This is a genomic window from Scandinavium sp., from assembly GCF_051650185.1.
Taxonomy (GTDB): Bacteria; Pseudomonadota; Gammaproteobacteria; order Enterobacterales; family Enterobacteriaceae; genus Scandinavium.
The window spans coordinates 1-24,869 of the sequence record NZ_JBOFIN010000109.1 but is presented as its reverse complement, the minus strand read 5'-3'; the positions used below and the strand labels follow the sequence as shown (position 1 = coordinate 24,869).

General features: G+C 52.3%; 25 protein-coding genes. 15 read left to right on the top strand and 10 right to left on the bottom strand.

Annotated elements, in window-relative coordinates; translation table 11 throughout:
- Positions 1-168 precede the first annotated feature (168 nt).
- Complete coding sequence (adhE, locus tag ACRCWW_RS14880) at positions 169-2,844, bottom strand: bifunctional acetaldehyde-CoA/alcohol dehydrogenase (RefSeq protein ID WP_438683099.1); 2,676 nt, start codon at positions 2,842-2,844, stop codon at positions 169-171.
- 478 nt (positions 2,845-3,322) lie between these two features.
- Between adhE and ACRCWW_RS14875 the strand changes: the two genes are divergently transcribed.
- The 7 genes from ACRCWW_RS14875 to ACRCWW_RS14845 all read left to right on the top strand — a co-directional run bounded on the left by ACRCWW_RS14875 (position 3,323) and on the right by ACRCWW_RS14845 (position 11,230).
- Positions 3,323-3,970, top strand: a complete 648-nt coding sequence (locus tag ACRCWW_RS14875; protein WP_438683098.1) for a YchE family NAAT transporter — start codon at positions 3,323-3,325, stop codon at positions 3,968-3,970.
- 755 nt (positions 3,971-4,725) lie between these two features.
- Positions 4,726-6,357, top strand: coding sequence for an oligopeptide ABC transporter substrate-binding protein OppA (gene oppA, locus ACRCWW_RS14870; protein WP_438683097.1), 1,632 nt, complete (start codon positions 4,726-4,728; stop codon positions 6,355-6,357).
- A 120-nt stretch (positions 6,358-6,477) separates the two neighbouring features.
- The gene (gene oppB / locus ACRCWW_RS14865; protein ID WP_330982691.1) at positions 6,478-7,398 is read left to right on the top strand and encodes an oligopeptide ABC transporter permease OppB; all 921 of its coding nucleotides are present in this window, start codon (positions 6,478-6,480) and stop codon (positions 7,396-7,398) included.
- A 14-nt stretch (positions 7,399-7,412) separates the two neighbouring features.
- On the top strand, positions 7,413-8,321 hold the full coding sequence (gene oppC / locus ACRCWW_RS14860; RefSeq protein WP_438683096.1) for an oligopeptide ABC transporter permease OppC: 909 nt from the start codon (positions 7,413-7,415) through the stop codon (positions 8,319-8,321).
- An 11-nt stretch (positions 8,322-8,332) separates the two neighbouring features.
- Positions 8,333-9,343, top strand: a complete 1,011-nt coding sequence (locus ACRCWW_RS14855) for an ABC transporter ATP-binding protein (protein ID WP_438683095.1) — start codon at positions 8,333-8,335, stop codon at positions 9,341-9,343.
- Positions 9,340-10,344: a murein tripeptide/oligopeptide ABC transporter ATP-binding protein OppF gene (oppF, locus tag ACRCWW_RS14850; RefSeq protein ID WP_404656859.1), complete on the top strand. Its 1,005-nt coding sequence runs from the start codon at positions 9,340-9,342 to the stop codon at positions 10,342-10,344. The genes ACRCWW_RS14855 and oppF overlap by 4 nt, the downstream gene beginning before the upstream one ends.
- Positions 10,345-10,387: 43 nt before the next feature.
- Positions 10,388-11,230, top strand: a complete 843-nt coding sequence (locus ACRCWW_RS14845) for an ion transporter (protein ID WP_438683101.1) — start codon at positions 10,388-10,390, stop codon at positions 11,228-11,230.
- Positions 11,231-11,295: 65 nt separating this feature from the next.
- On the opposite strand, the gene ACRCWW_RS14840 is transcribed toward ACRCWW_RS14845, so the two are convergent.
- Both ACRCWW_RS14840 and cls read right to left on the bottom strand, forming a co-directional pair.
- A complete protein-coding gene (locus ACRCWW_RS14840) occupies positions 11,296-11,625 on the bottom strand; it encodes an HI1450 family dsDNA-mimic protein (RefSeq protein ID WP_319627527.1) in 330 nt (109 codons plus the stop codon).
- A 34-nt stretch (positions 11,626-11,659) separates the two neighbouring features.
- On the bottom strand, positions 11,660-13,120 hold the full coding sequence (cls, locus tag ACRCWW_RS14835; RefSeq protein WP_438683094.1) for a cardiolipin synthase: 1,461 nt from the start codon (positions 13,118-13,120) through the stop codon (positions 11,660-11,662).
- 136 nt (positions 13,121-13,256) lie between these two features.
- On the opposite strand from cls, the gene ACRCWW_RS14830 reads away from it, so the two are divergent.
- Positions 13,257-13,430: a YciY family protein gene (locus ACRCWW_RS14830; protein ID WP_330982684.1), complete on the top strand. Its 174-nt coding sequence runs from the start codon at positions 13,257-13,259 to the stop codon at positions 13,428-13,430.
- A gap of 42 nt (positions 13,431-13,472) precedes the next feature.
- Here ACRCWW_RS14830 and ACRCWW_RS14825 read toward each other — a convergent pair whose 3' ends face one another.
- Positions 13,473-13,769: a YciI family protein gene (locus ACRCWW_RS14825; protein ID WP_438683093.1), complete on the bottom strand. Its 297-nt coding sequence runs from the start codon at positions 13,767-13,769 to the stop codon at positions 13,473-13,475.
- Positions 13,770-13,981: 212 nt separating this feature from the next.
- Here ACRCWW_RS14825 and tonB point away from each other — a divergent pair, with 212 nt between their 5' ends.
- Positions 13,982-14,710: a TonB system transport protein TonB gene (gene tonB, locus ACRCWW_RS14820; RefSeq protein ID WP_438683092.1), complete on the top strand. Its 729-nt coding sequence runs from the start codon at positions 13,982-13,984 to the stop codon at positions 14,708-14,710.
- A gap of 39 nt (positions 14,711-14,749) precedes the next feature.
- On the opposite strand, the gene ACRCWW_RS14815 is transcribed toward tonB, so the two are convergent.
- The 3 genes from ACRCWW_RS14815 to pfkB all read right to left on the bottom strand — a co-directional run bounded on the left by ACRCWW_RS14815 (position 14,750) and on the right by pfkB (position 17,022).
- On the bottom strand, positions 14,750-15,607 hold the full coding sequence (locus tag ACRCWW_RS14815) for a fructosamine kinase family protein (RefSeq protein ID WP_438683091.1): 858 nt from the start codon (positions 15,605-15,607) through the stop codon (positions 14,750-14,752).
- A 97-nt stretch (positions 15,608-15,704) separates the two neighbouring features.
- Positions 15,705-15,998: a type V toxin-antitoxin system endoribonuclease antitoxin GhoS gene (ghoS, locus tag ACRCWW_RS14810; protein WP_438683090.1), complete on the bottom strand. Its 294-nt coding sequence runs from the start codon at positions 15,996-15,998 to the stop codon at positions 15,705-15,707.
- A 91-nt stretch (positions 15,999-16,089) separates the two neighbouring features.
- A complete protein-coding gene (gene pfkB / locus ACRCWW_RS14805; RefSeq protein ID WP_438683089.1) occupies positions 16,090-17,022 on the bottom strand; it encodes a 6-phosphofructokinase II in 933 nt (310 codons plus the stop codon).
- A gap of 315 nt (positions 17,023-17,337) precedes the next feature.
- Here pfkB and ACRCWW_RS14800 point away from each other — a divergent pair, with 315 nt between their 5' ends.
- Positions 17,338-18,096, top strand: coding sequence for a DUF481 domain-containing protein (locus ACRCWW_RS14800; RefSeq protein WP_438683088.1), 759 nt, complete (start codon positions 17,338-17,340; stop codon positions 18,094-18,096).
- A gap of 42 nt (positions 18,097-18,138) precedes the next feature.
- Here the strand turns inward: ACRCWW_RS14800 and ACRCWW_RS14795 are convergent, their stop codons facing one another.
- Entirely contained in the window at positions 18,139-18,666 is a 528-nt protein-coding gene (locus ACRCWW_RS14795; RefSeq protein ID WP_438683087.1) for a DedA family protein, read from the bottom strand.
- 79 nt (positions 18,667-18,745) lie between these two features.
- Here ACRCWW_RS14795 and ACRCWW_RS14790 point away from each other — a divergent pair, with 79 nt between their 5' ends.
- Positions 18,746-19,522 carry a LamB/YcsF family protein gene (locus tag ACRCWW_RS14790; protein WP_438683086.1) on the top strand — a complete coding sequence of 259 codons (777 nt, stop codon included), beginning with the start codon at positions 18,746-18,748 and terminating at the stop codon, positions 19,520-19,522.
- 19 nt (positions 19,523-19,541) lie between these two features.
- On the opposite strand, the gene ACRCWW_RS14785 is transcribed toward ACRCWW_RS14790, so the two are convergent.
- Together ACRCWW_RS14785 and ACRCWW_RS14780 are read right to left on the bottom strand one after the other, a co-directional pair.
- Positions 19,542-20,771, bottom strand: a complete 1,230-nt coding sequence (locus ACRCWW_RS14785) for a mechanosensitive ion channel family protein (protein ID WP_438683085.1) — start codon at positions 20,769-20,771, stop codon at positions 19,542-19,544.
- 167 nt (positions 20,772-20,938) lie between these two features.
- The gene (locus ACRCWW_RS14780) at positions 20,939-21,655 is read right to left on the bottom strand and encodes a LexA family protein (RefSeq protein ID WP_438683084.1); all 717 of its coding nucleotides are present in this window, start codon (positions 21,653-21,655) and stop codon (positions 20,939-20,941) included.
- A 104-nt stretch (positions 21,656-21,759) separates the two neighbouring features.
- Here ACRCWW_RS14780 and ACRCWW_RS14775 point away from each other — a divergent pair, with 104 nt between their 5' ends.
- From ACRCWW_RS14775 to rpmI, 4 genes are all read left to right on the top strand, one after another.
- A complete protein-coding gene (locus tag ACRCWW_RS14775) occupies positions 21,760-21,954 on the top strand; it encodes a Cro/CI family transcriptional regulator (RefSeq protein WP_438683083.1) in 195 nt (64 codons plus the stop codon).
- Between the two features lie 230 nt (positions 21,955-22,184).
- Positions 22,185-24,113: a threonine--tRNA ligase gene (gene thrS, locus ACRCWW_RS14770; RefSeq protein ID WP_438683082.1), complete on the top strand. Its 1,929-nt coding sequence runs from the start codon at positions 22,185-22,187 to the stop codon at positions 24,111-24,113.
- 3 nt (positions 24,114-24,116) lie between these two features.
- On the top strand, positions 24,117-24,659 hold the full coding sequence (gene infC, locus ACRCWW_RS14765; RefSeq protein ID WP_319627598.1) for a translation initiation factor IF-3: 543 nt from the start codon (positions 24,117-24,119) through the stop codon (positions 24,657-24,659).
- Positions 24,660-24,759: 100 nt separating this feature from the next.
- Positions 24,760-24,869, top strand: a 110-nt coding sequence (gene rpmI, locus ACRCWW_RS14760) for a 50S ribosomal protein L35 (RefSeq protein ID WP_438683100.1), incomplete at its 3' end; no start/stop codon positions are given.

Genomic DNA, 24,869 nt, shown 5'->3' with positions numbered 1-24,869 from the left:
GCGGGTTCGGCCCAGGTTTGGGTATCGTCGAGCCAGGAAGAAAGCATAAAAAAGCCCCATCAGAAAATTGATGAGGCTATTGTCGTCTACCCGCCGGATCGTTCAACCGATCATTCTGCTTAACCGATCGGTGTTAGCCATTCGGCGGGTTTTTTATTCAGCTAACGATTAAGCGGTTTTTTTCGCTTTTTTGTCAGCTTTAGCCGGAGCAGCGGCTTTCTTCTCTGCCACTTCACCTTCAGTGAACTCACGACCGTAGTAAGTATCCAGCAGGATCTGTTTCAGTTCGGAGATCAGAGGGTAACGTGGGTTAGCACCGGTACACTGGTCGTCAAACGCGTCTTCAGACAGTTTGTCAACATGTGCCAGGAAGTCAGCTTCCTGAACGCCAGCTTCACGGATGGACTTAGGAATACCCAGTTCAGCCTTGATGCTGTCCAGCCATGCCAGCAGTTTCTCGATTTTCGCTGCAGTACGGTCGCTGGAAGAGGTCAGACCCAGATGGTCAGCGATCTCTGCGTAACGACGACGCGCTTGTGGACGGTCGTACTGGCTGAATGCTGTCTGCTTAGTTGGGTTATCGTTCGCGTTGTAACGGATAACGTTGCTGATCAGCAGGGCGTTCGCCAGACCGTGTGGAATGTGGAACTGAGAACCTAGTTTATGCGCCATGGAGTGACACACACCGAGGAAGGCGTTAGCAAACGCGATACCGGCGATGGTCGCTGCACTGTGAACACGTTCACGGGCAACAGGGTTTTTAGAACCTTCGTTGTAAGACGCTGGCAGGTTTTCTTTCAGCAGTTTCAGCGCCTGCAGAGCCTGACCGTCAGAGAACTCAGATGCCAGTACAGAAACATAAGCTTCCAGAGCGTGGGTTACTGCATCCAGACCACCGAACGCACACAGAGACTTAGGCATTTCCATGACGAGGTTAGCGTCAACGATAGCCATATCAGGCGTCAGTGCGTAGTCAGCCAGTGGGTATTTCTGACCTGTTGCATCGTCAGTCACAACCGCAAACGGCGTGACTTCAGAACCGGTACCGGAAGTGGTGGTGACCGCAACCATCTTCGCTTTCACGCCCATTTTCGGGAACTTGTAGATACGTTTACGGATATCCATAAAGCGCAGCGCCAGTTCTTCGAAGTGAGTTTCTGGATGCTCGTACATCACCCACATGATTTTCGCGGCGTCCATTGGGGAACCACCACCCAGCGCGATGATCACGTCTGGTTTGAAGGAGTTCGCAAGCTCTGCACCTTTACGAACAACGCTCAGCGTTGGGTCAGCTTCAACTTCGAAGAACACTTCAGTTTCAACGCCAGCCGCTTTCAGCACAGAAGTGATCTGGTCAGCATAGCCATTGTTGAACAGGAAGCGGTCAGTCACGATCAGCGCACGTTTGTGGCCATCGGTAATCACTTCGTCCAGCGCGATTGGCAGAGAGCCACGGCGGAAGTAGATAGATTTCGGAAGTTTATGCCACAACATGTTTTCAGCTCGCTTAGCAACGGTTTTCTTGTTGATCAGGTGTTTAGGACCAACGTTCTCAGAGATGGAGTTACCACCCCATGAACCACAACCCAGAGTCAGGGAAGGTGCGAGTTTAAAGTTGTAAAGGTCACCGATACCACCCTGAGAAGCAGGGGTGTTAATCAGGATACGCGCGGTCTTCATTTTGTCGCCGAAGAATTTAACGCGTTCTGGCTGGTTGTCCTGGTCGGTGTACAGGCAAGAGGTGTGGCCGATACCGCCCATCTCAACCAGTTTTTCCGCCTTAACAACGGCGTCTTCGAAGTTCTTGGCACGGTACATGGCCAGAGTCGGAGACAGTTTTTCGTGAGCGAACGGCTCGGATTCGTCAACAACGCTGACTTCGCCGATCAGGATTTTGGTGTCCGCTGGGACTGTGAAGCCTGCCAGTTCAGCAATTTTGGTTGCTGGCTGACCGACGATAGCGGCATTCAGTGCGCCATTTTTCAGGATGATGTCCTGAACGGCTTTCAGCTCTTTACCCTGCAGCATGTAGCCACCGTGGGAAGCGAAACGCTCGCGCACTGCGGCATAAGCGGAGTCAACCACGATAACAGACTGTTCAGAAGCACAGATAACGCCGTTGTCGAAGGTTTTGGACATCAGGATGGAAGCGACAACACGCTTCACATCTGCCGTTTCGTCAACGACAACTGGAGTGTTACCGGCACCTACACCGATTGCTGGTTTACCGGAGCTGTATGCTGCTTTAACCATACCTGGACCACCGGTTGCCAGAATCATATTGATATCCGGGTGGTGCATCAGGGCATTGGACAGCTCAACAGAAGGCTGGTCAATCCAACCGATCAGATCTTTTGGTGCACCCGCAGCGATAGCAGCCTGCAGCACGATATCTGCCGCTTTGTTGGTTGCATCTTTAGCACGTGGGTGTGGAGAGAAGATGATTGCGTTGCGAGTCTTCAGGCTGATCAGCGATTTGAAGATCGCAGTAGAAGTTGGGTTGGTAGTAGGAACGATACCGCAGATAATACCGATAGGCTCAGCGATAGTGATGGTACCGAAGGTTTCATCAGTGTCGAGGATCCCACAGGTTTTCTCATCTTTATAGGCGTTGTAGATATACTCAGAAGCGAAGTGGTTTTTAATCACTTTGTCTTCCACGATACCCATACCGGATTCGGCAACCGCCAGTTTCGCGAGAGGGATTCGAGCATCTGCAGCAGCCAGAGCGGCCGCGCGGAAGATTTTATCAACCTGTTCTTGGGTGAAGTTGGCATATTCACGCTGGGCTTTTTTCACTCGTTCAACGAGTGCGTTCAGTTCAGCGACATTAGTAACAGCCATAATGCTCTCCTGGATAATGTTAAACTTTTTTAGTAAATCAGCTGCGCGATACGTCAGTATAGACAGACCACCAACAGCTTGCGTAAGAGCCATAAAACCAACAGGTTACTTTCGACCTTCAATCCACTTGATTTACTAAAAGAGCCTTCCATTACACCCGATTGAGGAACCGGGCTACTCCCTGGTGCGACTTCAAGATTACCCACTTCTGAGTACGAATTACGTGATCTAAATCAAGATTACACCAAGCTGACTCCTTTCAGCAGGCCGTTTTTAGCGGGTTGTATCAAGTGTTAAAAGATCGACCTTTCGAACCGATTTTACATTAGCATAATTTATACAATTGCATAACAACGTGTATTGGTAGCGTTTTCTGACAGATTTGTGGTGAAGAATACTGCCAAAAAGCGTATCTTCAGCGCGGTTTTTAGAAGTATTGAACGTCAACTACCACAATTGATGAGGGCGCGGGGTTACCGTGATTCAATCGCTGTTCGATTTTCCAACGTATATCAAATTTTTCATTGGCTTATTCGCGCTGGTCAACCCGGTAGGCATCATCCCGGTTTTCATCAGCATGACCAGCTACCAGTCAGCGCCTGCGCGAAACAAAACCAACCTGACGGCGAACGTGTCTGTGGCCATCATTTTGTGGACCTCCCTGTTTCTGGGGGACGGCATCCTGCAGCTTTTCGGCATCTCAATTGACTCGTTCCGCATTGCGGGGGGCATTCTGGTAGTAACCATCGCGATGTCGATGATCAGCGGGAAGCTCGGCGAGGATAAACAGAACAAGCAAGAGAAGTCAGAAACCGCAATCCGTGAAAGTGTTGGGGTTGTGCCGCTGGCATTACCGCTGATGGCCGGGCCGGGGGCAATCAGTTCGACTATCGTTTGGGGAACGCGCTATCACAACTGGGCGCATCTGATTGGTTTTTCCGTGGCGATTGCACTTTTTGCGGCCTGCTGTTGGGGCTTGTTCCGTATTGCTCCGTGGCTGGTGCGTCTGTTAGGGCAAACGGGTATCAACGTCATCACCCGTATTATGGGCTTATTACTGATGGCGCTTGGCATTGAATTTATCGTGGCCGGTATCAAATCCATCTTCCCAGGTCTTCTTGCCTGAGGATTCTCCAAAACGAGGTCGACACAGGCCTCGTCCTTCTTTCCTTTATTAGCAAAATATATCAATAAAATTGAAATACCCCTCAGTAATAACCTCGTGTTATGACCTGTCAATCTCCTATCTATCAATGACTTAATGTGCCAGGTGCGGGATGGTTCCCGCAGCAATAATGTTATTTCATTAACATGATACTCTTACGCTTGCCGTGCGATCATTGAAATGATATTAGTAATTTCAGCTCACAGGCAGAGTAATGTGCTAAATAATAACCAAATGTTAAATTTATGTACAAAAAACGATCGCAAAATCGGAAAAGAGAGCAACACGCTAGTTGTGAATTGCAATCTGTTGAAATTTAAATATTAATTACCAGGCGCTGTTATCGATAACGCCGTGTTTCATTTGAAGCTATTGTCACAAAAGAGAATTGGTTAACAAATTTGCAAATTGTATTGGCGGGCAGTAAGTGCATTTGATACTTTCCGCCGAGGCATTTTGCCGCATAAAACACGGAGATGAGAATAATTTTCAAATAAATCTCCGGGCGAAAAAAGAACAGATGTCATCCCGACAGGGGGGATGGCTTAAAGAATCGACGTAAGGTTGCCGAAATAGAGTGACCGTAATAAAAAAGTCGGTGATAGCACGCAGTAACCACCCGACGGGCGCTTTCACTCCTGCGCTAATCGGGAACCCCTTAGGGGATTAAACAGGCTGACAAAGTCAGTAATTATAATGAGCGGAGTATCAACACAATGACCATCATCACAAAAAAAAGCCTCATCGCAGCAGGCGTATTCGCTGCACTTATCGCAGGAAGTGCAATGGCTGCAGACGTTCCTGCGGGCGTTAAACTGGCAGATAAACAGACCATGATCCGTAACAACGGCGCGGAACCTCAGTCGTTAGACCCGAACAAAATTGAAGGTGTTCCGGAAGCTAACGTCAGCCGTGACCTGTTTGAAGGCCTGCTGATTACCTCCACCAAAGACGGTCACCCGATTCCGGGCGTGGCAGAAAGCTGGGATAACAAAGATTTTAAAGTGTGGACCTTCCACCTGCGCAAAGACGCGAAATGGTCCAACGGTGAGCCGGTAACGGCACAAGATTTCGTTTATAGCTGGCAGCGTCTGGTTGACCCGAAAACCGCGTCTCCGTATGCGAGCTATCCGCAGTATGGTCACATCCTCAATGTTGATGAAATCATTGAAGGCAAAAAACCGACCTCCGATCTCGGCGTGAAAGCCATCGACGACCACACTCTGGAAGTCACTCTGAGCGAGCCGGTACCTTACTTCTACAAACTGCTGGTGAACCCGGCGATGTCCCCGGTCAACAAAACTGCTATCGAGAAATTCGGTGAGAAGTGGACTCAGCCAGCCAATATCGTCACCAACGGCGCGTATAAGCTGAAAGACTGGGTCGTGAACGAGCGCATCGTGATGGAGCGCAACCCGAATTACTGGGACAACAAGCAAACCGTTATCGACCAGATTACTTATCTGCCAATCTCTTCTGAAGTGACTGACGTTAACCGCTACCGCAGCGGCGAAATCGACATGACCTATAACAACCTGCCGATTGAGCTGTTCCAGAAGCTGAAAAAAGAGATCCCAACCGAAGTTCACGTTGATCCGTATCTGTGCACCTACTACTACGAAATCAACAACCAGAAAGCGCCGTTCACCGATGTTCGCGTCCGTACCGCGCTGAAACTGGGCCTGGATCGCGACATCATCACCAATAAAGTGAAAGCACAGGGCGACCTGCCAGCCTTTGGTTACACCCCGCCGTACACTGACGGCGCGAAGCTGACCGAGCCAGACTGGTTCAAACTGACCCAGGAGCAGCGTAACGCCGAAGCGAAAAAACTGCTGGCCGAAGCAGGGTACACCGCAGACAAGCCGCTGACCTTCAACCTGCTGTACAACACGTCTGATCTGCACAAGAAACTGGCTATTGCTGCGGCATCTATCTGGAAGAAAAATCTGGGCGTTGACGTGAAACTGGTGAACCAGGAATGGAAAACCTTCCTCGACACCCGTCACCAGGGAACTTATGACGTCGCGCGTGCCGGCTGGTGTGCGGACTACAACGAACCGACTTCCTTCCTGAACACCATGCTGTCCGACAGCTCTATGAACACCGCACACTATAAGAGCCCGGCGTTTGATGCGATCATGAAGCAGACGTTGCAGGTGACTGACGAAGCACAACGTGTTGCGCTGTACGACAAAGCTGAACAGCAACTGGGCAAAGACTCAGCCATCGTTCCGGTTTATTACTACGTTAACGCACGCCTGGTGAAACCATGGGTGGGCGGTTATACCGGTAAAGACCCGATGGACAATATCTACACCAAAGATCTGTACATCATTAAGCACTAATGGCAATCCGTGGGGCGGCGCGATGCCGCCTCACTGTGTCTTATTTCATCGCACTATCACATAACCCTCAGCGACAGGCTGACCCGGGATATGTAAAGGCACACGCCAGAGGTACGGGCAATGTTGAAATTTATTTTACGTCGCTGTCTGGAAGCAATTCCGACACTCTTTATTCTCATAACGATCTCTTTCTTTATGATGCGTCTTGCGCCGGGCAGTCCATTTACCGGTGAACGTACGCTGCCGCCAGAAGTCATGGCGAACATTGAAGCCAAATATCATCTCAACGATCCGATGAGCGTCCAGTACTTCAACTATCTGAAGCAGCTGGCTCATGGCGATTTCGGGCCGTCATTCAAATACAAAGATTACTCCGTGAATGACCTGGTGGCGGCAAGCTTCCCGGTTTCTGCGAAATTAGGCTTTGCAGCCTTCTTCCTGGCGGTGATTCTGGGGGTAAGCGCAGGCGTTATTGCTGCACTTAATCAAAATACAAAATGGGATTACGCGGTCATGGGGGTGGCAATGACCGGTGTCGTCATACCCAGCTTCGTGGTCGCCCCCTTGTTGGTCATGATCTTCGCCATCACGCTGCACTGGCTGCCGGGCGGTGGCTGGAATGGCGGGGCGCTGAAATTTATGATCCTGCCGATGGTCGCGCTCTCCCTGGCGTATATCGCAAGCATCGCGCGTATTACCCGCGGTTCCATGATTGAAGTGCTGCACTCTAACTTCATCCGCACCGCGCGGGCGAAAGGGCTGCCGATGCGCCGTATCATCTTCCGCCATGCGTTGAAGCCTGCGCTGCTGCCTGTGCTCTCTTATATGGGGCCTGCGTTTGTCGGCATCATCACCGGTTCGATGGTTATCGAAACCATCTACGGTCTGCCGGGCATCGGCCAGCTGTTCGTGAACGGGGCACTGAACCGTGACTACTCGCTGGTGTTGAGCCTGACCATTCTGGTCGGTGCATTGACCATTCTGTTTAACGCGATTGTTGACGTGCTGTATGCCGTTATCGATCCGAAAATCCGTTACTGACACTGGAGTTCGCCATGATGTTGAGTAAGAAAAACAGCGAGGCGCTGGAAAACTTCAGTGAAAAACTGGATGTCGAAGGCCGTAGCCTTTGGCAGGATGCCCGCCGTCGCTTTATGCATAACCGCGCAGCCGTTGCCAGCCTCTGTGTGCTGGTGGTGATTGCGTTGTTTGTCACCCTGGCACCGATGTTGTCACAGTTTAGCTACTTCGATACTGACTGGGGCATGATGTCCAGTGCACCGGACATGACCTCCGGGCACTATTTCGGCACCGACTCCTCCGGGCGTGACCTGCTGGTTCGTGTTGCAATTGGTGGTCGTATCTCTCTGATGGTTGGGATCGCCGCAGCGCTGGTTGCGGTGGTATTGGGCACCTTATACGGCTCACTCTCCGGTTACCTCGGCGGCAAAATTGACTCCGTCATGATGCGCCTGCTGGAGATCCTCAACTCCTTCCCGTTCATGTTCTTCGTTATCCTGCTGGTGACCTTCTTCGGTCAAAACATCCTGCTGATCTTCGTGGCTATCGGGATGGTGTCCTGGCTGGATATGGCGCGTATTGTGCGCGGCCAGACGCTGAGCCTCAAGCGCAAAGAGTTTATTGAAGCGGCACATGTCGGTGGCGTATCAACGGCAAATATCGTCGTTCGCCATATCGTGCCAAACGTCCTTGGCGTGGTCGTGGTGTATGCCTCGCTGCTGGTGCCAAGCATGATCCTGTTTGAATCATTCCTGAGCTTCCTCGGTCTGGGTACCCAGGAGCCACTCAGCAGCTGGGGCGCATTGTTAAGCGATGGCGCCAACTCCATGGAAGTGTCTCCATGGTTGCTGATGTTCCCGGCTGGTTTCCTGGTGGTGACCCTGTTCTGTTTCAACTTTATCGGCGATGGCCTGCGTGATGCCCTCGACCCGAAAGACCGCTAAGGAGTGATGCCATGAGCACGATTGAAATGGTTAACGCCTCGCAGCAGAACACCACAGGTCTGCTGCTGGATGTAAAAGATTTACGCGTCACCTTTGCCACGCCAGATGGCGATGTCACGGCGGTGAACGATCTGAACTTCAGCCTGAAAGCAGGTGAAACACTGGGCATTGTGGGCGAGTCCGGTTCCGGCAAATCCCAGACGGCGTTCGCCCTGATGGGGCTGCTGGCTTCTAATGGCCGGATTGGCGGCGTCGCCAATTTTAACGGCCGCCAGATCTTGAATCTGCCGGAGAACGAGCTGAACAAGCTGCGTGCGGAACAGATTTCAATGATCTTCCAGGACCCGATGACGTCGCTGAACCCGTATATGCGTGTCGGCGAACAGCTGATGGAAGTGCTGATGCTGCATAAAGGCATGGGCAAAGCCGAAGCCTTTGAAGAGTCAGTCAAAATGCTGGATGCGGTCAAAATGCCGGAAGCGCGTAAGCGCATGCGTATGTATCCGCACGAGTTTTCCGGCGGTATGCGTCAGCGCGTGATGATCGCGATGGCGCTGCTGTGCAGACCGAAATTGCTGATTGCCGATGAGCCAACCACCGCGCTGGACGTGACCGTTCAGGCACAGATTATGACGCTGCTCAACGAGCTCAAGCGTGAATTCAATACGGCCATTATCATGATCACCCACGACCTCGGCGTTGTGGCAGGGATCTGCGATAAGGTGCTGGTGATGTACGCCGGTCGTACCATGGAATATGGCAACGCGCGTGATGTTTTCTATCATCCGGCGCACCCGTACTCAATGGGTCTGCTGAATGCCGTGCCGCGCCTTGACGCGGAAGGCGAATCACTGCTGACCATTCCTGGCAACCCGCCAAACCTGATGCGTCTGCCGAAAGGCTGTCCGTTCCAGCCGCGTTGTCCGCACGCGATGGAGATTTGCAACAGCGCTCCACCTCTGGATGCCTTTGCGCCTGGCCGCTTACGCGCCTGCTTTAAACCGGTGGGGGATCTGGTATGAACGCCGTGACCGACGAAAGAAAAGTACTTCTCGAAATTGCCGATCTTAAAGTGCATTTCGATATCAAAGATGGCAAACAGTGGTTCTGGCAGCCGTCGAAAACCCTGAAGGCGGTGGATGGCGTTACGCTGCGTCTGTACGAAGGGGAAACCCTGGGCGTGGTGGGCGAATCCGGCTGCGGTAAATCGACTTTTGCCCGCGCGATCATCGGATTGGTGAAAGCCACTGACGGCAAAGTGGCGTGGTTGGGCAGAGATTTGCTCGGCATGAAGCCAGATGAATGGCGTGCCGTGCGCAGCGATATCCAGATGATTTTCCAGGATCCGCTGGCTTCCCTGAACCCACGAATGAACATCGGCGATATTATCGCCGAGCCATTGCGTACCTATCATCCGAACATGCCGCGCCAGGAAGTGCGCGATCGCGTGAAAGCGATGATGATGAAGGTGGGCTTGCTGCCGAACCTGGTTAACCGCTATCCGCATGAGTTTTCAGGCGGCCAGTGTCAGCGTATCGGTATCGCTCGTGCGCTGATCCTTGAGCCGAAACTGATTATCTGTGATGAGCCAGTGTCCGCGCTGGATGTGTCGATTCAGGCGCAGGTCGTCAACTTGCTGCAGCAGCTGCAACGTGAGATGGGCCTGTCGCTTATCTTTATCGCTCACGATCTGGCGGTGGTGAAGCATATCTCCGATCGCGTGCTGGTCATGTACCTGGGTCACGCCGTTGAACTGGGGACGTACGATCAGGTCTATCACAACCCGCTCCATCCCTACACCAAAGCGCTGATGTCAGCGGTGCCGATCCCGGACCCGGATTTGGAGAAAAACAAAACCATCCAGCTGCTGGAAGGGGAGTTGCCTTCTCCGATTAATCCGCCATCGGGCTGTGTCTTCCGCACCCGTTGCCCAATTGCCGGGCCGGAGTGTGCGAAAACGCGTCCGGTGCTGGAGGGCAGCTTCCGACATGCGGTTTCGTGTCTTAAGGTTGACCCGCTATAATCCGCAGGGCTGACAATTGTCAGCCCTTTTTCATCGTGAGGTCATGGTGTCGACACATCCGCATTCGCTTCGTCAGCGCCTCTACCATTTTTTGTTTGACCAGCGTACCGTCTCCGGCCGCCGTACAGAGTTATTCTGCGGATTATTTGCGCTCTTTAGCGTGGTCATCGTTTTTATTGAATCCGGCTTTGGTACGCAATATCACCTGACCTTCGAGCAGTGGCGTGGTTTCATGCTGCTGGAAGTGGTCATCACCCTGGCGTTTACCTTCGAATATATTCTGCGCATCCTGTGTTGGCCGAGACCTGCAAAATATGTATTCAGCTTCTGGGGGCTTCTGGATTTAATCACCATTCTGCCGCTTTATATCCTGTGGCTGTGGCCGGAGATCGGCCTGAATTACCTTTTGGCATTTCGGACTATCAGGGTGTTGAGGATCTTAAAGCTCCTGCGCAACATGCCCTCACTGCGGATATTTGCGGACGCCATTATCAGCGCACGCCATCAACTGATGGTGTTTTATTTCCTGATAGCTATCGTGATGGTGGTGTTTGGCTCGCTGATGTATGGCATCGAAGGGCCGGAGAATGGCTTTACAACGCTCGGAACCTCCGTGTATTGGGCGATTGTGACCGCGACAACGGTTGGGTATGGCGACATTGCGCCGCACACCCCATTGGGGAGAACGCTCGCTTCGCTGCTGATTTTAATCGGCTATTCGGTGATTGCGATCCCCACCGGGCTGATTACCACCCACATGAGTAACGAATACCAGAATCGCCGCAATGCACGGCGTTGCCCGGCTTGTCATCATTCGGGTCATGATAAAGACGCGCAGTTTTGTAGCGCTTGCGGAAGCAAATTAACCCAGGCACGGCAAGCGTAGCGCCGCCGGGCAATGAACAATAAAAAAGGCTGCGAAGGCAGCCTTTTTGCAACTAACGGGTGGAATTATTCACGCCACAGGATATGACAAATTTTATGGTCTTTATCGCGGCACAGCAGCACGCGAGCGAAGATATCGTTAATGTCGCCACCGTCGGTATCCGCCAGGCCAATTACCACTTCGGCAAAGAAATCAGGATTCAAATCGAAATCCACATGCTCTTGCCAGTCTTCTGCCGGGTCGAACAGCTCGGCACCGCCGCGCTCTTCAAACTGCAGATTGAACAGAATGATATCTGCCGGGTCGAGGTTATCGCCGGCCAGTTCAAGAAAGATATCGTAAGCCTGCTCAAGCGTTTCGTCTTCGGTCAGACGATTATTCAAATCCATATCCATGATGACACCCTGGTTCTTAGCTGATGGGCACGTTTTACAGCAATGGACTAAAGAAGTAAAACAGTCGCTCGGCGATACGCTGCCAGAGTGGACGTTTTGCCCACAATCCCGCATCCAGCAGGCGTGAGCGGGAGATATAGTCATCCTGTACTGCGGCGAGGTCACCGCCGAATCCAGCGTCGTCAATGGCCAGTGTAATTTCGAAATTTAGCCATAAACTGCGCATATCCAGATTCACGGTACCGACCAGGCTAAGCTCGCCATCCACCAGTACGCTCTTGGTATGCAGCAAACCACCTTCGAACTGGTAAATTTTTACGCCCGCTGCCAGCAGCTCATTAAAGAAGGCTCGGCTCGCCCAGCCAACCAGCACCGAATCATTTTTCCTCGGCATGATGATACTGACGTCCACACCACGCTGTGCAGCCGTGCAGATAGCATGCAGCAGATCGTCACTCGGGACGAAGTAGGGCGTGGTCATAATCAGGTATTCGCGTGCGGAATAGGCCGCGGTCAGTAATGCCTGATGAATCAAATCTTCGGGGAAACCAGGCCCGGAAGCGATGGTGTGAATGGTATGGCCGCTTGCTTCTTCAAACGGCATGATGTTGTTATCCGGCGTGGGCGGAAGAATGCGCTTCCCGGTTTCAATTTCCCAGTCGCAAGAGTAGACAATGCCCATTGAGGTGGCGACAGGGCCTTCCATGCGGGCCATCAAATCGACCCACTGACCGACTCCGGCATCCTGCTTGAAGAAGCGCGGGTCGACCATGTTCATGCTGCCGGTATAGGCGATATAGTTATCGATCATCACCATTTTACGGTGCTGACGTAAATCCATGCGGCGCAGGAACACACGCATCAGGTTAACCTTCAGCGCTTCCACGACCTCAATGCCGGCATTGCGCATCATCGCTGCCCACGGGCTGCGGAAGAAAGCGACGCTGCCTGCGGAATCCAGCATCAGGCGACAATGTACGCCGCGGCGTGCGGCTGCCATCAACGATTCCGCGACCTGATCGGCCATGCCGCCGGGTTGCCAGATGTAGAACACCATCTCGATGTTATGTCGGGAAAGCTGGATATCACGAATCAACGCCTGCATCACGTCATCGGATTCCGTAAGCAGCTGCAGTTGATTGCCTTTAACGCCCGCAATGCCCTGACGGCGCTCGCACAGTTTGAACAACGAGCTGGCGACCGGGCTGTTGGTTTCAGCAAAAATGTGATTACAGGCTTTAAGATCGTTAAGCCATTTCGCGGTGGAAGGCCACATGGCACGGGCGCGTTCGGCGCGGCGTTTCCCCAGATGCAACTCTCCCAACGACAGATAGGCAATGATACCGACCAGAGGAAGAATGTAGATGATGAGCAACCATGCCATCGCTGAAGGCACCGCGCGGCGTTTCATCAGGATGCGTAATGTCACACCTGCGATGAGCAACCAGTACCCCAGAATGACCAGCCAACTCACCACGGTGTAGAAGGTTGTCATAAAATTCCTTTTGAAAGCCTGTCGTTATGAGTTTACGCGCACCGATTATTCTCGCAAATAAAAACAGGGGCGAAAGCACTGGTCAGCCGAACACAAGGGTTTATACTATGCGCTCTTTCATCTCAGAGATGTTGAAATGAAGCGTAGCAGAAATGAAGTGGGGCGCTGGCGGATGCTTAGACAGGCAAACCGTCGTAAAGCTCGCTGGCTGGAAGCCCAGTCGCGGCGCAATATTCGCATCCACTCAATCAGAAAGTGTCTGGTGAGCCGGCAGCGAAATTCACTGCTGTTTGCCATTTACGAATTCTGAGAACACAAAGGGCACCGCATGCGGTGCCCTTCGTTTTGGGTCTCAGAACACTTTCTTGTACGGACGTACTTTCACAGTGCCGTACACGCCAGCGGCGACATACGGATCGGCTTCCGCCCAGGCCTGAGCCGCTTCGAGTGATTCAAACTCGGCAATGACCGTAGAACCGCTAAAACCCGCTGCGCCCGGATCGTTGCTGTCTACCGCAGGCATCGGGCCCGCCGTTAAAAGACGGCCTTCATCATGAAGCAGTTGTAAGCGGGCAAGGTGAGCAGGGCGAACCGACAGGCGTTTTTCCAGAGAGTCGGCGACATCTTCAGCATAAATCACATAAAGCACGGGCACAGCTCCTTATTAATCAATGGTCGAAACACGGTATTTCAAAGTGTCTGTGACTGCAATGCAAAGTTCCTGTGGCCCTGATTTCACGTTAATGAATGCGTTTTTTTTCGCCAACAGCGGCAGAAAGTTGACCGAAGATAAGATGCGTTATTGAATATGATTGCTATTTGCATTTAAAATCGAGGCATCATTTTTCAACAGCAGCGATTATGACTTCAATGACCCTCGATTTACCTCGCCGTTTTCCGTGGCCCACGTTGCTCTCTGTGGCTATCCACGGTGCCGTTGTAGCGGGACTGCTTTATACATCGGTACATCAGGTTATTGAACTTCCTGCCCCCGCCCAGCCGATTACGGTCACGATGGTGGCCCCGGCCGATCTCGAACCGCCAGCAGCACAGCCGCCAGCGCCTGAACCAGTCGTTGAGCCCGAGCCAGAGCCGGAAGTGGTGCCTGAGCCGCCAAAAGAAGCGCCCGTTGTTATTCACAAGCCCGAGCCAAAGCCGAAGCCCAAACCGAAGCCGAAGCCGAAGCCCGAGAAAAAAGTCGAACAGCCAAAGCGTCAGCCAGTAGAGCCGCGCCCGGCGTCGCCGTTTGAAAATACCAATACGCAGACTCGCCCGGTCGCCAACACCGCGCCAGCAACCAGTAAGCCAACGGTCACTGCTCCAACGGGGCCACGTGCTTTGAGCCGCGGCGAACCGCAGTATCCTCAGCGAGCTCTGGCGTTAAGAATTGAAGGGAAAGTTCGCGTGAAGTTTGACGTGGCGGCAGATGGCAGCGTCACCAACGTGGAAATTCTCGAAGCCAAACCGTCGAATATGTTTGAGCGTGAAGTGAAATCGGCGATGCGCAAATGGCGCTACGAGCAGGGTAAGCCCGGCACCGGCATCACGATGAATATTGAATTCCGTCTCAAAGGCGTACAAATAAACTAAAACATGAAGCCCCGCTATGACGGGGCTTTTTTTATCCGGTTAAGCAGCAAGAACCCGTTCCAGCGCTTTCTGTGCCGTCACCAGATGTTGCCCACCAAACAAAATGGCACGGTTGAGCAGCGTATACAGCTGATAAACCGGCTGGCGCTCCAGAAAACCCTGCGGCAATGGACAAACGGACTGATACCCGTCATAAATCTGCGGCGGTTGTTCCGGATGCAACGGTAGCATCGACAAATCGCATTCCCGATCGCCCCAATAACAGGCTGGATCAAAAATATAGGGTCCGTTTGGCCCTAGCGCACAGTTGCCTGACCACAGATCGCCATGCAGCAGGGAAGGTTGTGGCTGGTGTGAACTAAGCCGTTGGTGAATGTGTTCCACAATGGCATCGATGTTACCGAACTCAAGGCCTTTTTCGGCCGCCAGTTCAAGCTGCCAGCCGATGCGCTGTTCGGCGAAGAAGGTGGACCAGCGACGCTGCCAGGCGTTAGGTTGCGGTGTCGTGGAGAGATCGTTGTCAAAATCGAGGCCAAACTGCGGCTGATCGCTCCACTGATGAAGATGCGCTAATTGCTGGCCCAGCAAAAACGCGTTGTGGGCATCGAGAGGGCGTGGTGGAAGATATTCCATCACCACGAAGCTGTAGTCGCGGTCGCTGCCGACGGCAAAGACCTCCGGCACCGTCACTGTATTGCTGCGTGAAAGCAGCTCAAGCTGGTCAGCTTCGGCGGTGAAGATGGGCAGCATTTCGCGCTCATCGCATTTAACGAAGTAATCCTGGCCGCTGATGCGCAAATGCCATGCGGCGTGGATTTCTCCGCCAGGCAGTTCGTTACGCAGCTCGATTTCGCCGTCTCCGTGCTCTTTTAACAGGCTACAGATAGCTTGCCACATGCTCTCTCTCCCCATGTTTTCTGCCAGATCATAAGGTTAGCGCATAAATGCGGTGGAAAAACTCGAACTGACGCACAACTGTGCGCTTTAAAACAAATCAGGAGGCTGCATTCTCCTTCAGCCAGTGCTCAAACGTCAGAATCTGGATCTCTGGCGTTTGACCAATCGCCGTTTCCGCCAGCCCTGACGTTAGCGCTTTCACTTCTTCTTCACTGAGTGGGCTGACCAGCGCAAAGGTGTTGGTCCCCAGTTCGTGAACCTTGCCTTCATCATCGGTCTGCGTCAGGGTGAAGCCTGCACGAGTCAGATGGTTATTGAGCTCGTTCAGCTCCGTCAGCGTCTCTTCATGGAAGCTGACGGTGACTACGTAGCGCGTTATTTCGCCGCTCATCGGAAACCTCATTGTTATCCATGGAGTTTTGATAGCATAGTCGAAACCTGCGATTTGGCGACTCCCGCCGCGCTGGCAGCGGGGGTTGCGATTAATCCCGACACAGGTAATCGTAGATATTTCTCGTATTTTCGAGCGAGCACAGGCGAGTCCCCTGGTTGAGGGTTGCCGCGCTCCCGGCCGCCACGCCATAACGCACCATTTCCTTCAGTGAGGCTTTTTCAGCAAGCTTGAGCGTCATTGCGCCGACCATGCTGTCACCCGCGCCAACGGTACTCTGGCTTTTCACCGGTGGTGGAACCACCTGCACACTCCCTGTGGCATCGACACCCAGTGCACCTTGTGGGCCAAGAGAAACCACGACACGGCGGGCCTTACCGCTGCGGACTATCTCTTCGGCGGCTTTACGCACATCATCCGGTTGAGTCAAATCACGATGAACCAGCGCGCTCAGTTCTTTTTGATTTGGTTTTACCAGTTCGATATCACCCACTTCCAGAGCAGCGGCCAGAGCTTCACCCGAGCTGTCGACCACGCAGCGCAGGCCGTGCGATTGGGCAGCTTTTAATAAATTGACGAAGTTATTCAGCGTGACCCCAGGCGGCAGACTGCCACTGATAACCAGAATCGCACCAGTCTCAATTTTCAGGACTTGCTCTTCGAGATGGTGAAACTCGTTATCTGTCAGTGCGGCTCCGGGCATGACAAAGCGATATTGCTCACCTGTGGTTTCAACATGGACGTGGAGGTTTTGCCTGGTCCAGTCTTGCGTCTGAACGGTTTCGACCGGGACACGTTCTTCGCGCAGCAAAGAAACCAGGTGTTCACCCGTGGCACCGCCTGCGGGGAAGAGGGCGGTGGCTTTGCCGCCAAGAAATGTAATGGCTCGCGCAACGTTAATGCCGCCCCCGCCGGGTTCGAAAACGGGCGCGGTGCAGCGTAATTTGCCTTCGGGATAGATTTGCGGGGTCAGTGTCGCGCTGTCGAGCGAAGGTGCCAGCGTGAGCGTATAAATGTTCGCCATTCAATTACCTCCTTTTATGGCCCACAAGAGGGCTTGCAAACATGAGCAGAGATAAGCCTGGCACTGATGGCTCGGTTAAGACAATGGCAATGGCATGATTTTGCGCAGATTTACACTCTATTTTTGCGGTCGTTTATTATGAAATAAAAGAGCATTTGAGATCCTTCTTATTCAAAAAATGAAATAAGAATTCATTGCTATGTTAAACGGGCCTTTTTATAATTTGTTACCTTTCTTAGGGCCGCAATCGTTGCTCCTCGCGAAAGTTTCCGGGACCGTAATGGTCTCTTTTTTTGTTGTACGGACTCTTAATAAATGAAGCTTTTCAAGACAGTACCCGCAGTGGTTGTGCTGGCGGGGGGCCTTTTTGCGTCGCTGCATGCAATGGCTGACAATACCGTTTTTACTGTCATGGACGACCCTTCCACAGCGAAGAAACCGTTTGAAGGCAAGATCAACGGTGGTTACCTGGCACAGTCTGGCAATACTAAAAGTTCTTCCCTGACTGCTGACTCCACGCTGACCTGGTACGGCAACTCAACAGCATGGTCGCTTTGGGGCAATGCCAGCAACACCTCTTCCAACGATGAACGCTCTTCCGAAACCTATCAGGTAGGCGGACGTTCGCGTTACAACATGACTGACTACGACTACCTGTTTGGTCAGGCAAGCTGGCTCACCGACCGCTTCAACGGCTACCGTCAGCGTGACGTGTTCACCGCTGGTTACGGTCGTCAGATCCTCAACGGTCCGGTTCACAGCCTGCGTTTCGAATTCGGTCCGGGCGTTCGTTATGACGAGTACACCAACGGCGATACCAAAACTCAGCCGCTGGGTTACGCGTCAGGAACCTACGCCTGGCAGATGACGGACACCACCAAATTCACCCAGGGTCTGTCGGTGTTTGGTGCCGATGACACCACCATCAACTCCGAGACTGCGCTGGATGTCGCTATCAGCGATAACTTTGGCCTGAAAGTGGCGTACAACGTCACCTGGAACTCCGAGCCGCCATCTTCCGCGCCAGAGCATACCGACAAGCGCACTACGGTAACGCTGGGTTATAAGATGTAATGTATCAGGCCGGAATTTTCCGGCCTGATTGTTTTTGTTTGTTCAGAACAACGCTGCAAGCCAGGGCAGACCCAGCGCGCCTGGTGCCAGAATGCCAAATGCCCACACCATTGCAGAAAGCGCGTTCGCCAGTTGAAATTTGTGGGCTGGCATAGTGCAGACCCCGGCAATGAGCGGGACTACCGCACGCAATGGCCCAAAAAAGCGGCCGATAAACACTCCCCACGCCCCCCAACGAGCAAAAAACAGATGTCCGCGCTCAATCAGCTCAGGTTTTCGTGATAGCGGCCAGACACTCATCACGCGATGGCTGTAGCGATAACCCAGCCACCAGGACACCCAGTCTCCGAAAAATGCGCCAAGGGTGGCGGCCAACCAGACCGGAAAGAAGGTCAATTCGCTTTCACCGATTAAGGCCCCGGTCGCCAAAAGAATGACGGTGGCCGGGAGCAACAGTGAGATAAACGCCAGTGATTCGCCGAAGGCCAACAAGAAAACGACGCCCAGCGCCAGATGCGGGTGGTTGCTGATAAATCCTGTGACGGACTGTATCAGTGTCGCAAAGTCCATTTTCGTCTCCTGGGGTAACGCGGTATAACAGTGATAACCCAACAGACCTTAACGAAAGACTAACAGGGAGAGGATTGCGATGTGTTCAGCTCCGGCCATTGATCTCAACAGTGACTCAGGTGAAAGCTACGGCCAGTGGAGGATGGGGGATGACGAAGCAATTTTGCCTCTCATCAGCAGTGCGAATGTGGCCTGTGGTTTTCACGCGGGATCGCCTGCGGGAATACTTTCTACGCTGCGTGCAGCAAAACGTTTGAATATCTCTGTTGGCGCACACGTCGCTTATCCGGATTTGGTTGGATTTGGCCGTCGGAATATGGATATCTCCAGCGATGAACTTACCGCTGACGTCATCTATCAAATAGGCGCGCTGCAAGGGCTCGCCGCTGCGGCAGGGACGCGGGTGAGCTATGTCAAACCTCACGGGGCTTTATATAACACCATCGCCAATGATGAGCGCCAGGCGAGGGCAGTGATTGCTGCAATGTTGGCGGTTGACCCAACGTTAACGCTGGTGGCGCTGGCAGGCTCGCGCCTGATTACCTGGGCGCAAGAAGACGGTATTACTACCGTGGCGGAAGCCTTTGCTGACCGGGCGTATCATCAGGATGGTACTCTGGTTTCACGGCGTGAGCGCGGAGCCGTGCTTCACGATCCACAGCAAGTCGCACAGCGTGTGGTGCAAATGATTATTAACGGCGGAGTGGAGTCCGTGGAAGGCGTGTTTACGCCCATTGCCGCACAGTCAATATGCGTTCATGGGGATAGCCCCGGCGCCGTTGAAATGGCCCGCCAGATCCGTTTACGGCTGGATGAGGAAGGGATTCAGGTGAAGCCCTTTATGCAGGGGGCCTGATGCACCCTGCGAGAAACAATTAGTCGAGCGCTAAGGCCTGTGGTCGTAAATCATTGCCAGAAGGGCGCTGGTAAATTCTCAAGCCAAATTCTTCAATCACCGCGTAGATATGGTCGAAGATATCCGCCTGAATGGCTTCATATTTCAGCCACTCGACGGTGTTGGTGAAGGCATAAATCTCCAGGGGCAATCCTTCTGCGCCGGGCGGCAACTGGCGCACCATCAGCGTCATGTCTTTGCGCAGTTTTGGATGCTGATGCAGATACTCTGTCAGCCATGCGCGGAAAGCGCCAATGTTGGTCACGCTTTCCCCATTGAGCACGCTGCTTTTAGCGGTGCTGTTCGCCATTTTCTGGCGGCGCTCTTCCAGCCACGGTTTCAACAAATGCGCCTGGCTTAAGCGTGCAATCTCTTCCTCAGAGATGAAGTGAATACTGGTGCTGTCTATAAACACGCTACGTTTAATGCGGCGGCCACCGGAAGCGGACATATTGCTCCAGTTTTTAAAAGCATCGGAAACCAGAGCGTAAGTCGGAATGGTGGTAATGGTGTTATCCCAGTTCTGCACTTTCACCGTGGTCAGGCCAATATCGATAACGGTGCCGTCGGCGCCGTATTTCGGCATTTCGAGCCAGTCACCCATGTGCAGCATGGTATTAGCAGAAAGCTGGATCCCGGCAACAAGCCCCATCAATGGATCTTTAAAGACCAACATCAATACCGCAGCCATTGCGCCCAGACCGCTGAACAAAATTGCCGGCGACTTACCAATCATCAAAGAGATCATCAGGATAGCAATGATCGAGGCGGCAACCAGCTTCACGCCCTGGAAAATCCCTCGCAGTGGCAACTGCCCGGCAAATTGATACTGACGCGAAAGTTTGAGAACGACGTCGAGTAAAGAGAAGAAAGAGAGCAGGGCAAACAGCAAAATCCAGAGCTGTGCGGCGGTGCTGAACAGTGCACCCACGTGGCTACCTGCATTCAGGCACAATACCAGTTGGATGTTCACCAGGATGCCCTGAAGAGTGTACGCCACGCGGTGGAAGAGCTTGTTTTGCGTGAAAATCTGCAACCACAGGGTATTCCCATTGCTGGCGCGTTTTTCGATGGTACGCAGGACTACGCGGTGCAAAATAAAATGCACAATCAGCGCAGAAACGATAATAAAGCTGAATACCATGAACAGCGACGAAGGGTGGTTCAGATCGATGCCATACCGCTGCAGAAGGGCCAGAAGTTCTCGCATAAGTGCTCCAGTAAAAAGCGGTTATGTTCCCGAAAACGTTAACCCACAGCAATCATCAGGGTGTTGCAAATCTTTATTTAAATTTCAGTGAGGTGACGCGGATGGTATCAGGAAAGGCATGATGTCTGACGAGGGGCGGGAGCAGGCCGGATAAGTCTACAGAATGGTTATGTCAGTATGCATTTGGTTTCGATAGCGACGCCAAACATTTGGCATGTGCTGTCAATCGGGGTAAATGGCCACTGGGGATTTAAGCCTCTCAGCCAGGATTTGCCTCCATCGATAACCAGTTTTTTGAACGTTGCTTCGCTGGTTCCGCTCAGTCTCGCCATGACCAGACTGTGATTGACGGGCTCACGTCCGGTATCAAAGAGCACAAATGTTCCTTCAGAAATGCTCAGGCCCGTGGGTGCGGTCATCGAATCTTCATCTACTTTGAACCAGAACGCTTTGCCCAGGATCCGGGCATCTGAGTACAGCCACTGATCAACGTCTTGTACCGAAAAGGACTCAGAGGCTTCATACCATGGACCCACCAGGGCGCGGCTGAGCACCGGGTATCCTTTGACTGGAATGGCGTTAACTGTATACGGCGCGATGGATTCATTGAAGCCCATCATGCCCATGCTGGCTAATTCCCGGGCAATGGACGGGCTGAAGTCTTCAACGGGAATCTGAAGCTGCTGCGCGAAAATCCGGGCGATTGAGGGATTCAGCGGGTTGCGTCCATTAAGGTAGTGGGCTACGGCACCCTGGGTAATATCCAGCTCATCAGCAATCGACTGCTGGGTAACGCCGAGCAGTTTTTTCTTTGCCTCATAAAGGTTCTTAAGGCGTTTGGCGTCTTCCGCCTGAGCCGGCGTAATGTCTTTTTTCTTTCCCATATTCAAATAGTAATACCCAGGCTCTTAAAATAAAAATACCGCCGGTATTGTTAATTTTAATACTTAGCGTATTGTTTCAGGGTTATGCCACGGAGGTGCGCGACATGAAAATTTCACTCGCGAAATACGTTGAGGAAGTGGGGCAGGTAAAAGCGGCGAGAGCCATTGGTGTCCACCAGACGGCGATCAGCAAAGCGATTCGTGAAGGGCGCCAGATTTTCATCAACAAACTGCCTACGGGTGAGGTCAGGGCGTTCGAGTATCGCCAGTTTCCTCATCGCAGGAAGCAGGATATCTAGGAGAGTAACGTCTTCAATTTACGTCATCCTTTAATAACCACACAATGACGTGTACCATGTTGGTTCGTTATCAGAAGGCGAAGGCAGGGGCATTGCGGATTTTCGACATCCAGATGTCCACAGTTTGCAGAGTGAAGCAAATAAAACCTTCCAACTCTCTGATATGAATATACTAATCGATTTTGCATGTGCTCTTTCGTGTGGGGCACCACTGTAAATAAGGATATAAAATGCCTGTAATTACTCTTCCTGATGGCAGTCAACGCCATTTCGACCACGCTGTAAGCCCCATGGATGTTGCTCTGGATATCGGTCCAGGCCTGGCGAAAGCCACTATCGCTGGCCGTGTCAACGGTGAGCTGGTCGATGCCTCCGATATCATTGAACAGGACGCGACGCTCTCGCTGATTACCGCGAAAGACGAAGACGGTCTGGAAATCATCCGTCACTCCTGTGCGCACCTGCTGGGACACGCTATCAAACAGCTGTGGCCGAACACCAAAATGGCTATCGGTCCGGTCATTGATAACGGTTTTTACTACGACGTTGACCTCGACCACACCCTGACCCAGGAAGATATCGACGCCCTCGAAAAGCGTATGCACGAGCTGGCGGAGAAAAACTACGATGTCATCAAGAAAAAGGTGAGCTGGCACGAAGCACGCGAAACGTTTGTGAAGCGTGGTGAGAGCTATAAAGTCAACATTCTTGATGAGAACATCGCGCATGATGACAAGCCTGGCTTGTATCATCACGAAGAATACGTCGACATGTGCCGCGGTCCGCACGTGCCGAATATGCGTTTCTGTCATCACTTTAAACTGATGAAAACCGCAGGCGCCTACTGGCGTGGCGACAGCAGCAACAAAATGTTGCAGCGTATCTACGGCACCGCATGGGCCGATAAGAAAGCGTTAAGCGCCTATCTGCAACGCCTGGAAGAAGCGTCCAAGCGTGACCACCGTAAAATCGGCAAGCAGCTTGACCTGTACCACATGCAGGAAGAAGCGCCGGGCATGGTGTTCTGGCATAATGACGGCTGGACTATCTTCCGTGAACTGGAAACTTTCGTGCGTTCTAAGCTGAAAGAGTATCAGTATCAGGAAGTGAAAGGCCCGTTCATGATGGACCGTGTGCTGTGGGAAAAAACCGGCCACTGGGACAACTACAAAGATGCGATGTTCACCACCTCCTCAGAGAACCGTGAATACTGCATCAAGCCAATGAACTGCCCGGGTCACGTCCAGATCTTTAACCAGGGTCTGAAATCTTACCGTGACTTACCGCTGCGTATGGCGGAGTTCGGTAGCTGCCACCGTAACGAGCCATCCGGCGCACTGCATGGCTTAATGCGTGTCCGTGGCTTTACCCAGGATGATGCGCATATCTTCTGTACTGAAGAGCAGGTGCGTGATGAAGTTAACGCCTGTATTCGTATGGTCTATGATATGTACAGCACTTTTGGCTTCGAGAAAATCGTCGTCAAGCTGTCGACTCGTCCGGAAAAACGCATCGGTAGTGATGAGATGTGGGATCGTGCGGAAGCCGATCTGGCCGTGGCTCTGGAAGAAAACAATATCCCGTTTGAGTATCAACTGGGTGAAGGTGCCTTCTACGGCCCGAAAATTGAATTTACCCTGTATGACTGCCTCGATCGTGCATGGCAGTGCGGAACAGTACAGTTAGACTTCTCTCTGCCGCAGCGTTTGAACGCCTCTTATGTGGGCGAAAGCAACGAGCGTCAGGTGCCGGTGATGATTCACCGTGCTATTTTGGGTTCCATCGAACGCTTCATCGGTATTCTGACCGAAGAGTTCGCCGGATTCTTCCCAACATGGCTGGCACCGGTGCAGGTGGTGGTGATGAATATCACCGATTCACAGTCTGAATACGTTAACGAATTGACGCGTAAACTACAAAATGCGGGCATTCGCGTAAAAGCAGACTTGAGAAATGAGAAGATTGGCTTTAAAATCCGCGAGCACACATTACGTCGTGTCCCGTATATGCTGGTTTGTGGCGACAAAGAGGTTGAAGCAGGCAAAGTTGCCGTGCGCACCCGTCGCGGAAAAGACCTCGGCACTATGGACGTAAACGAAGTGATCGAGAAGCTGCTAACAGAAATACGCAGCCGCAGTCTTCAACAACTGGAGGAATAAGGTATTAAAGGCGGAAAACGAGTACAAACGGCACGTCCGAATCGTATCAATGGCGAGATTCGAGTTCAGGAAGTTCGCTTAACAGGTCTGGAAGGCGAACAGCTTGGTATTGTGAGTCTGAGAGAAGCTCTGGAAAAAGCTGAAGAAGCAGGAGTGGATCTGGTAGAGATCAGTCCTAACGCCGAACCGCCAGTTTGCCGAATCATGGACTACGGCAAATTCCTCTATGAAAAGAGCAAATCTTCTAAGGAACAGAAGAAAAAGCAAAAAATTGTTCAGGTTAAGGAAATTAAATTCCGACCTGGCACCGACGATGGCGATTACCAGGTAAAACTCCGCAGCCTGGTACGCTTTCTCGAAGAGGGCGATAAGGCCAAAATCACACTGCGTTTCCGCGGTCGTGAAATGGCCCACCAACAGATCGGTATGGAAGTGCTTAACCGCGTCCGTGACGATCTGAGTGAACTGGCTGTAGTCGAATCCTTCCCTACGAAGATCGAAGGCCGCCAGATGATCATGGTGCTTGCTCCTAAGAAGAAACAGTAAGGCCTTCAAGTAACAATCACTGTGGGGCTCTCGCGGGCCTCACAGCTTTTTGTTCGCCTGGGTTTCTATTTTTCAACAATGCGAAGTGGAAGTTATTAAGATGCCAAAAATTAAGACCGTACGCGGTGCTGCTAAGCGCTTCAAAAAAACCGGTGGTGGTGGATTTAAGCGTAAGCACGCAAACCTGCGTCATATTCTGACCAAAAAATC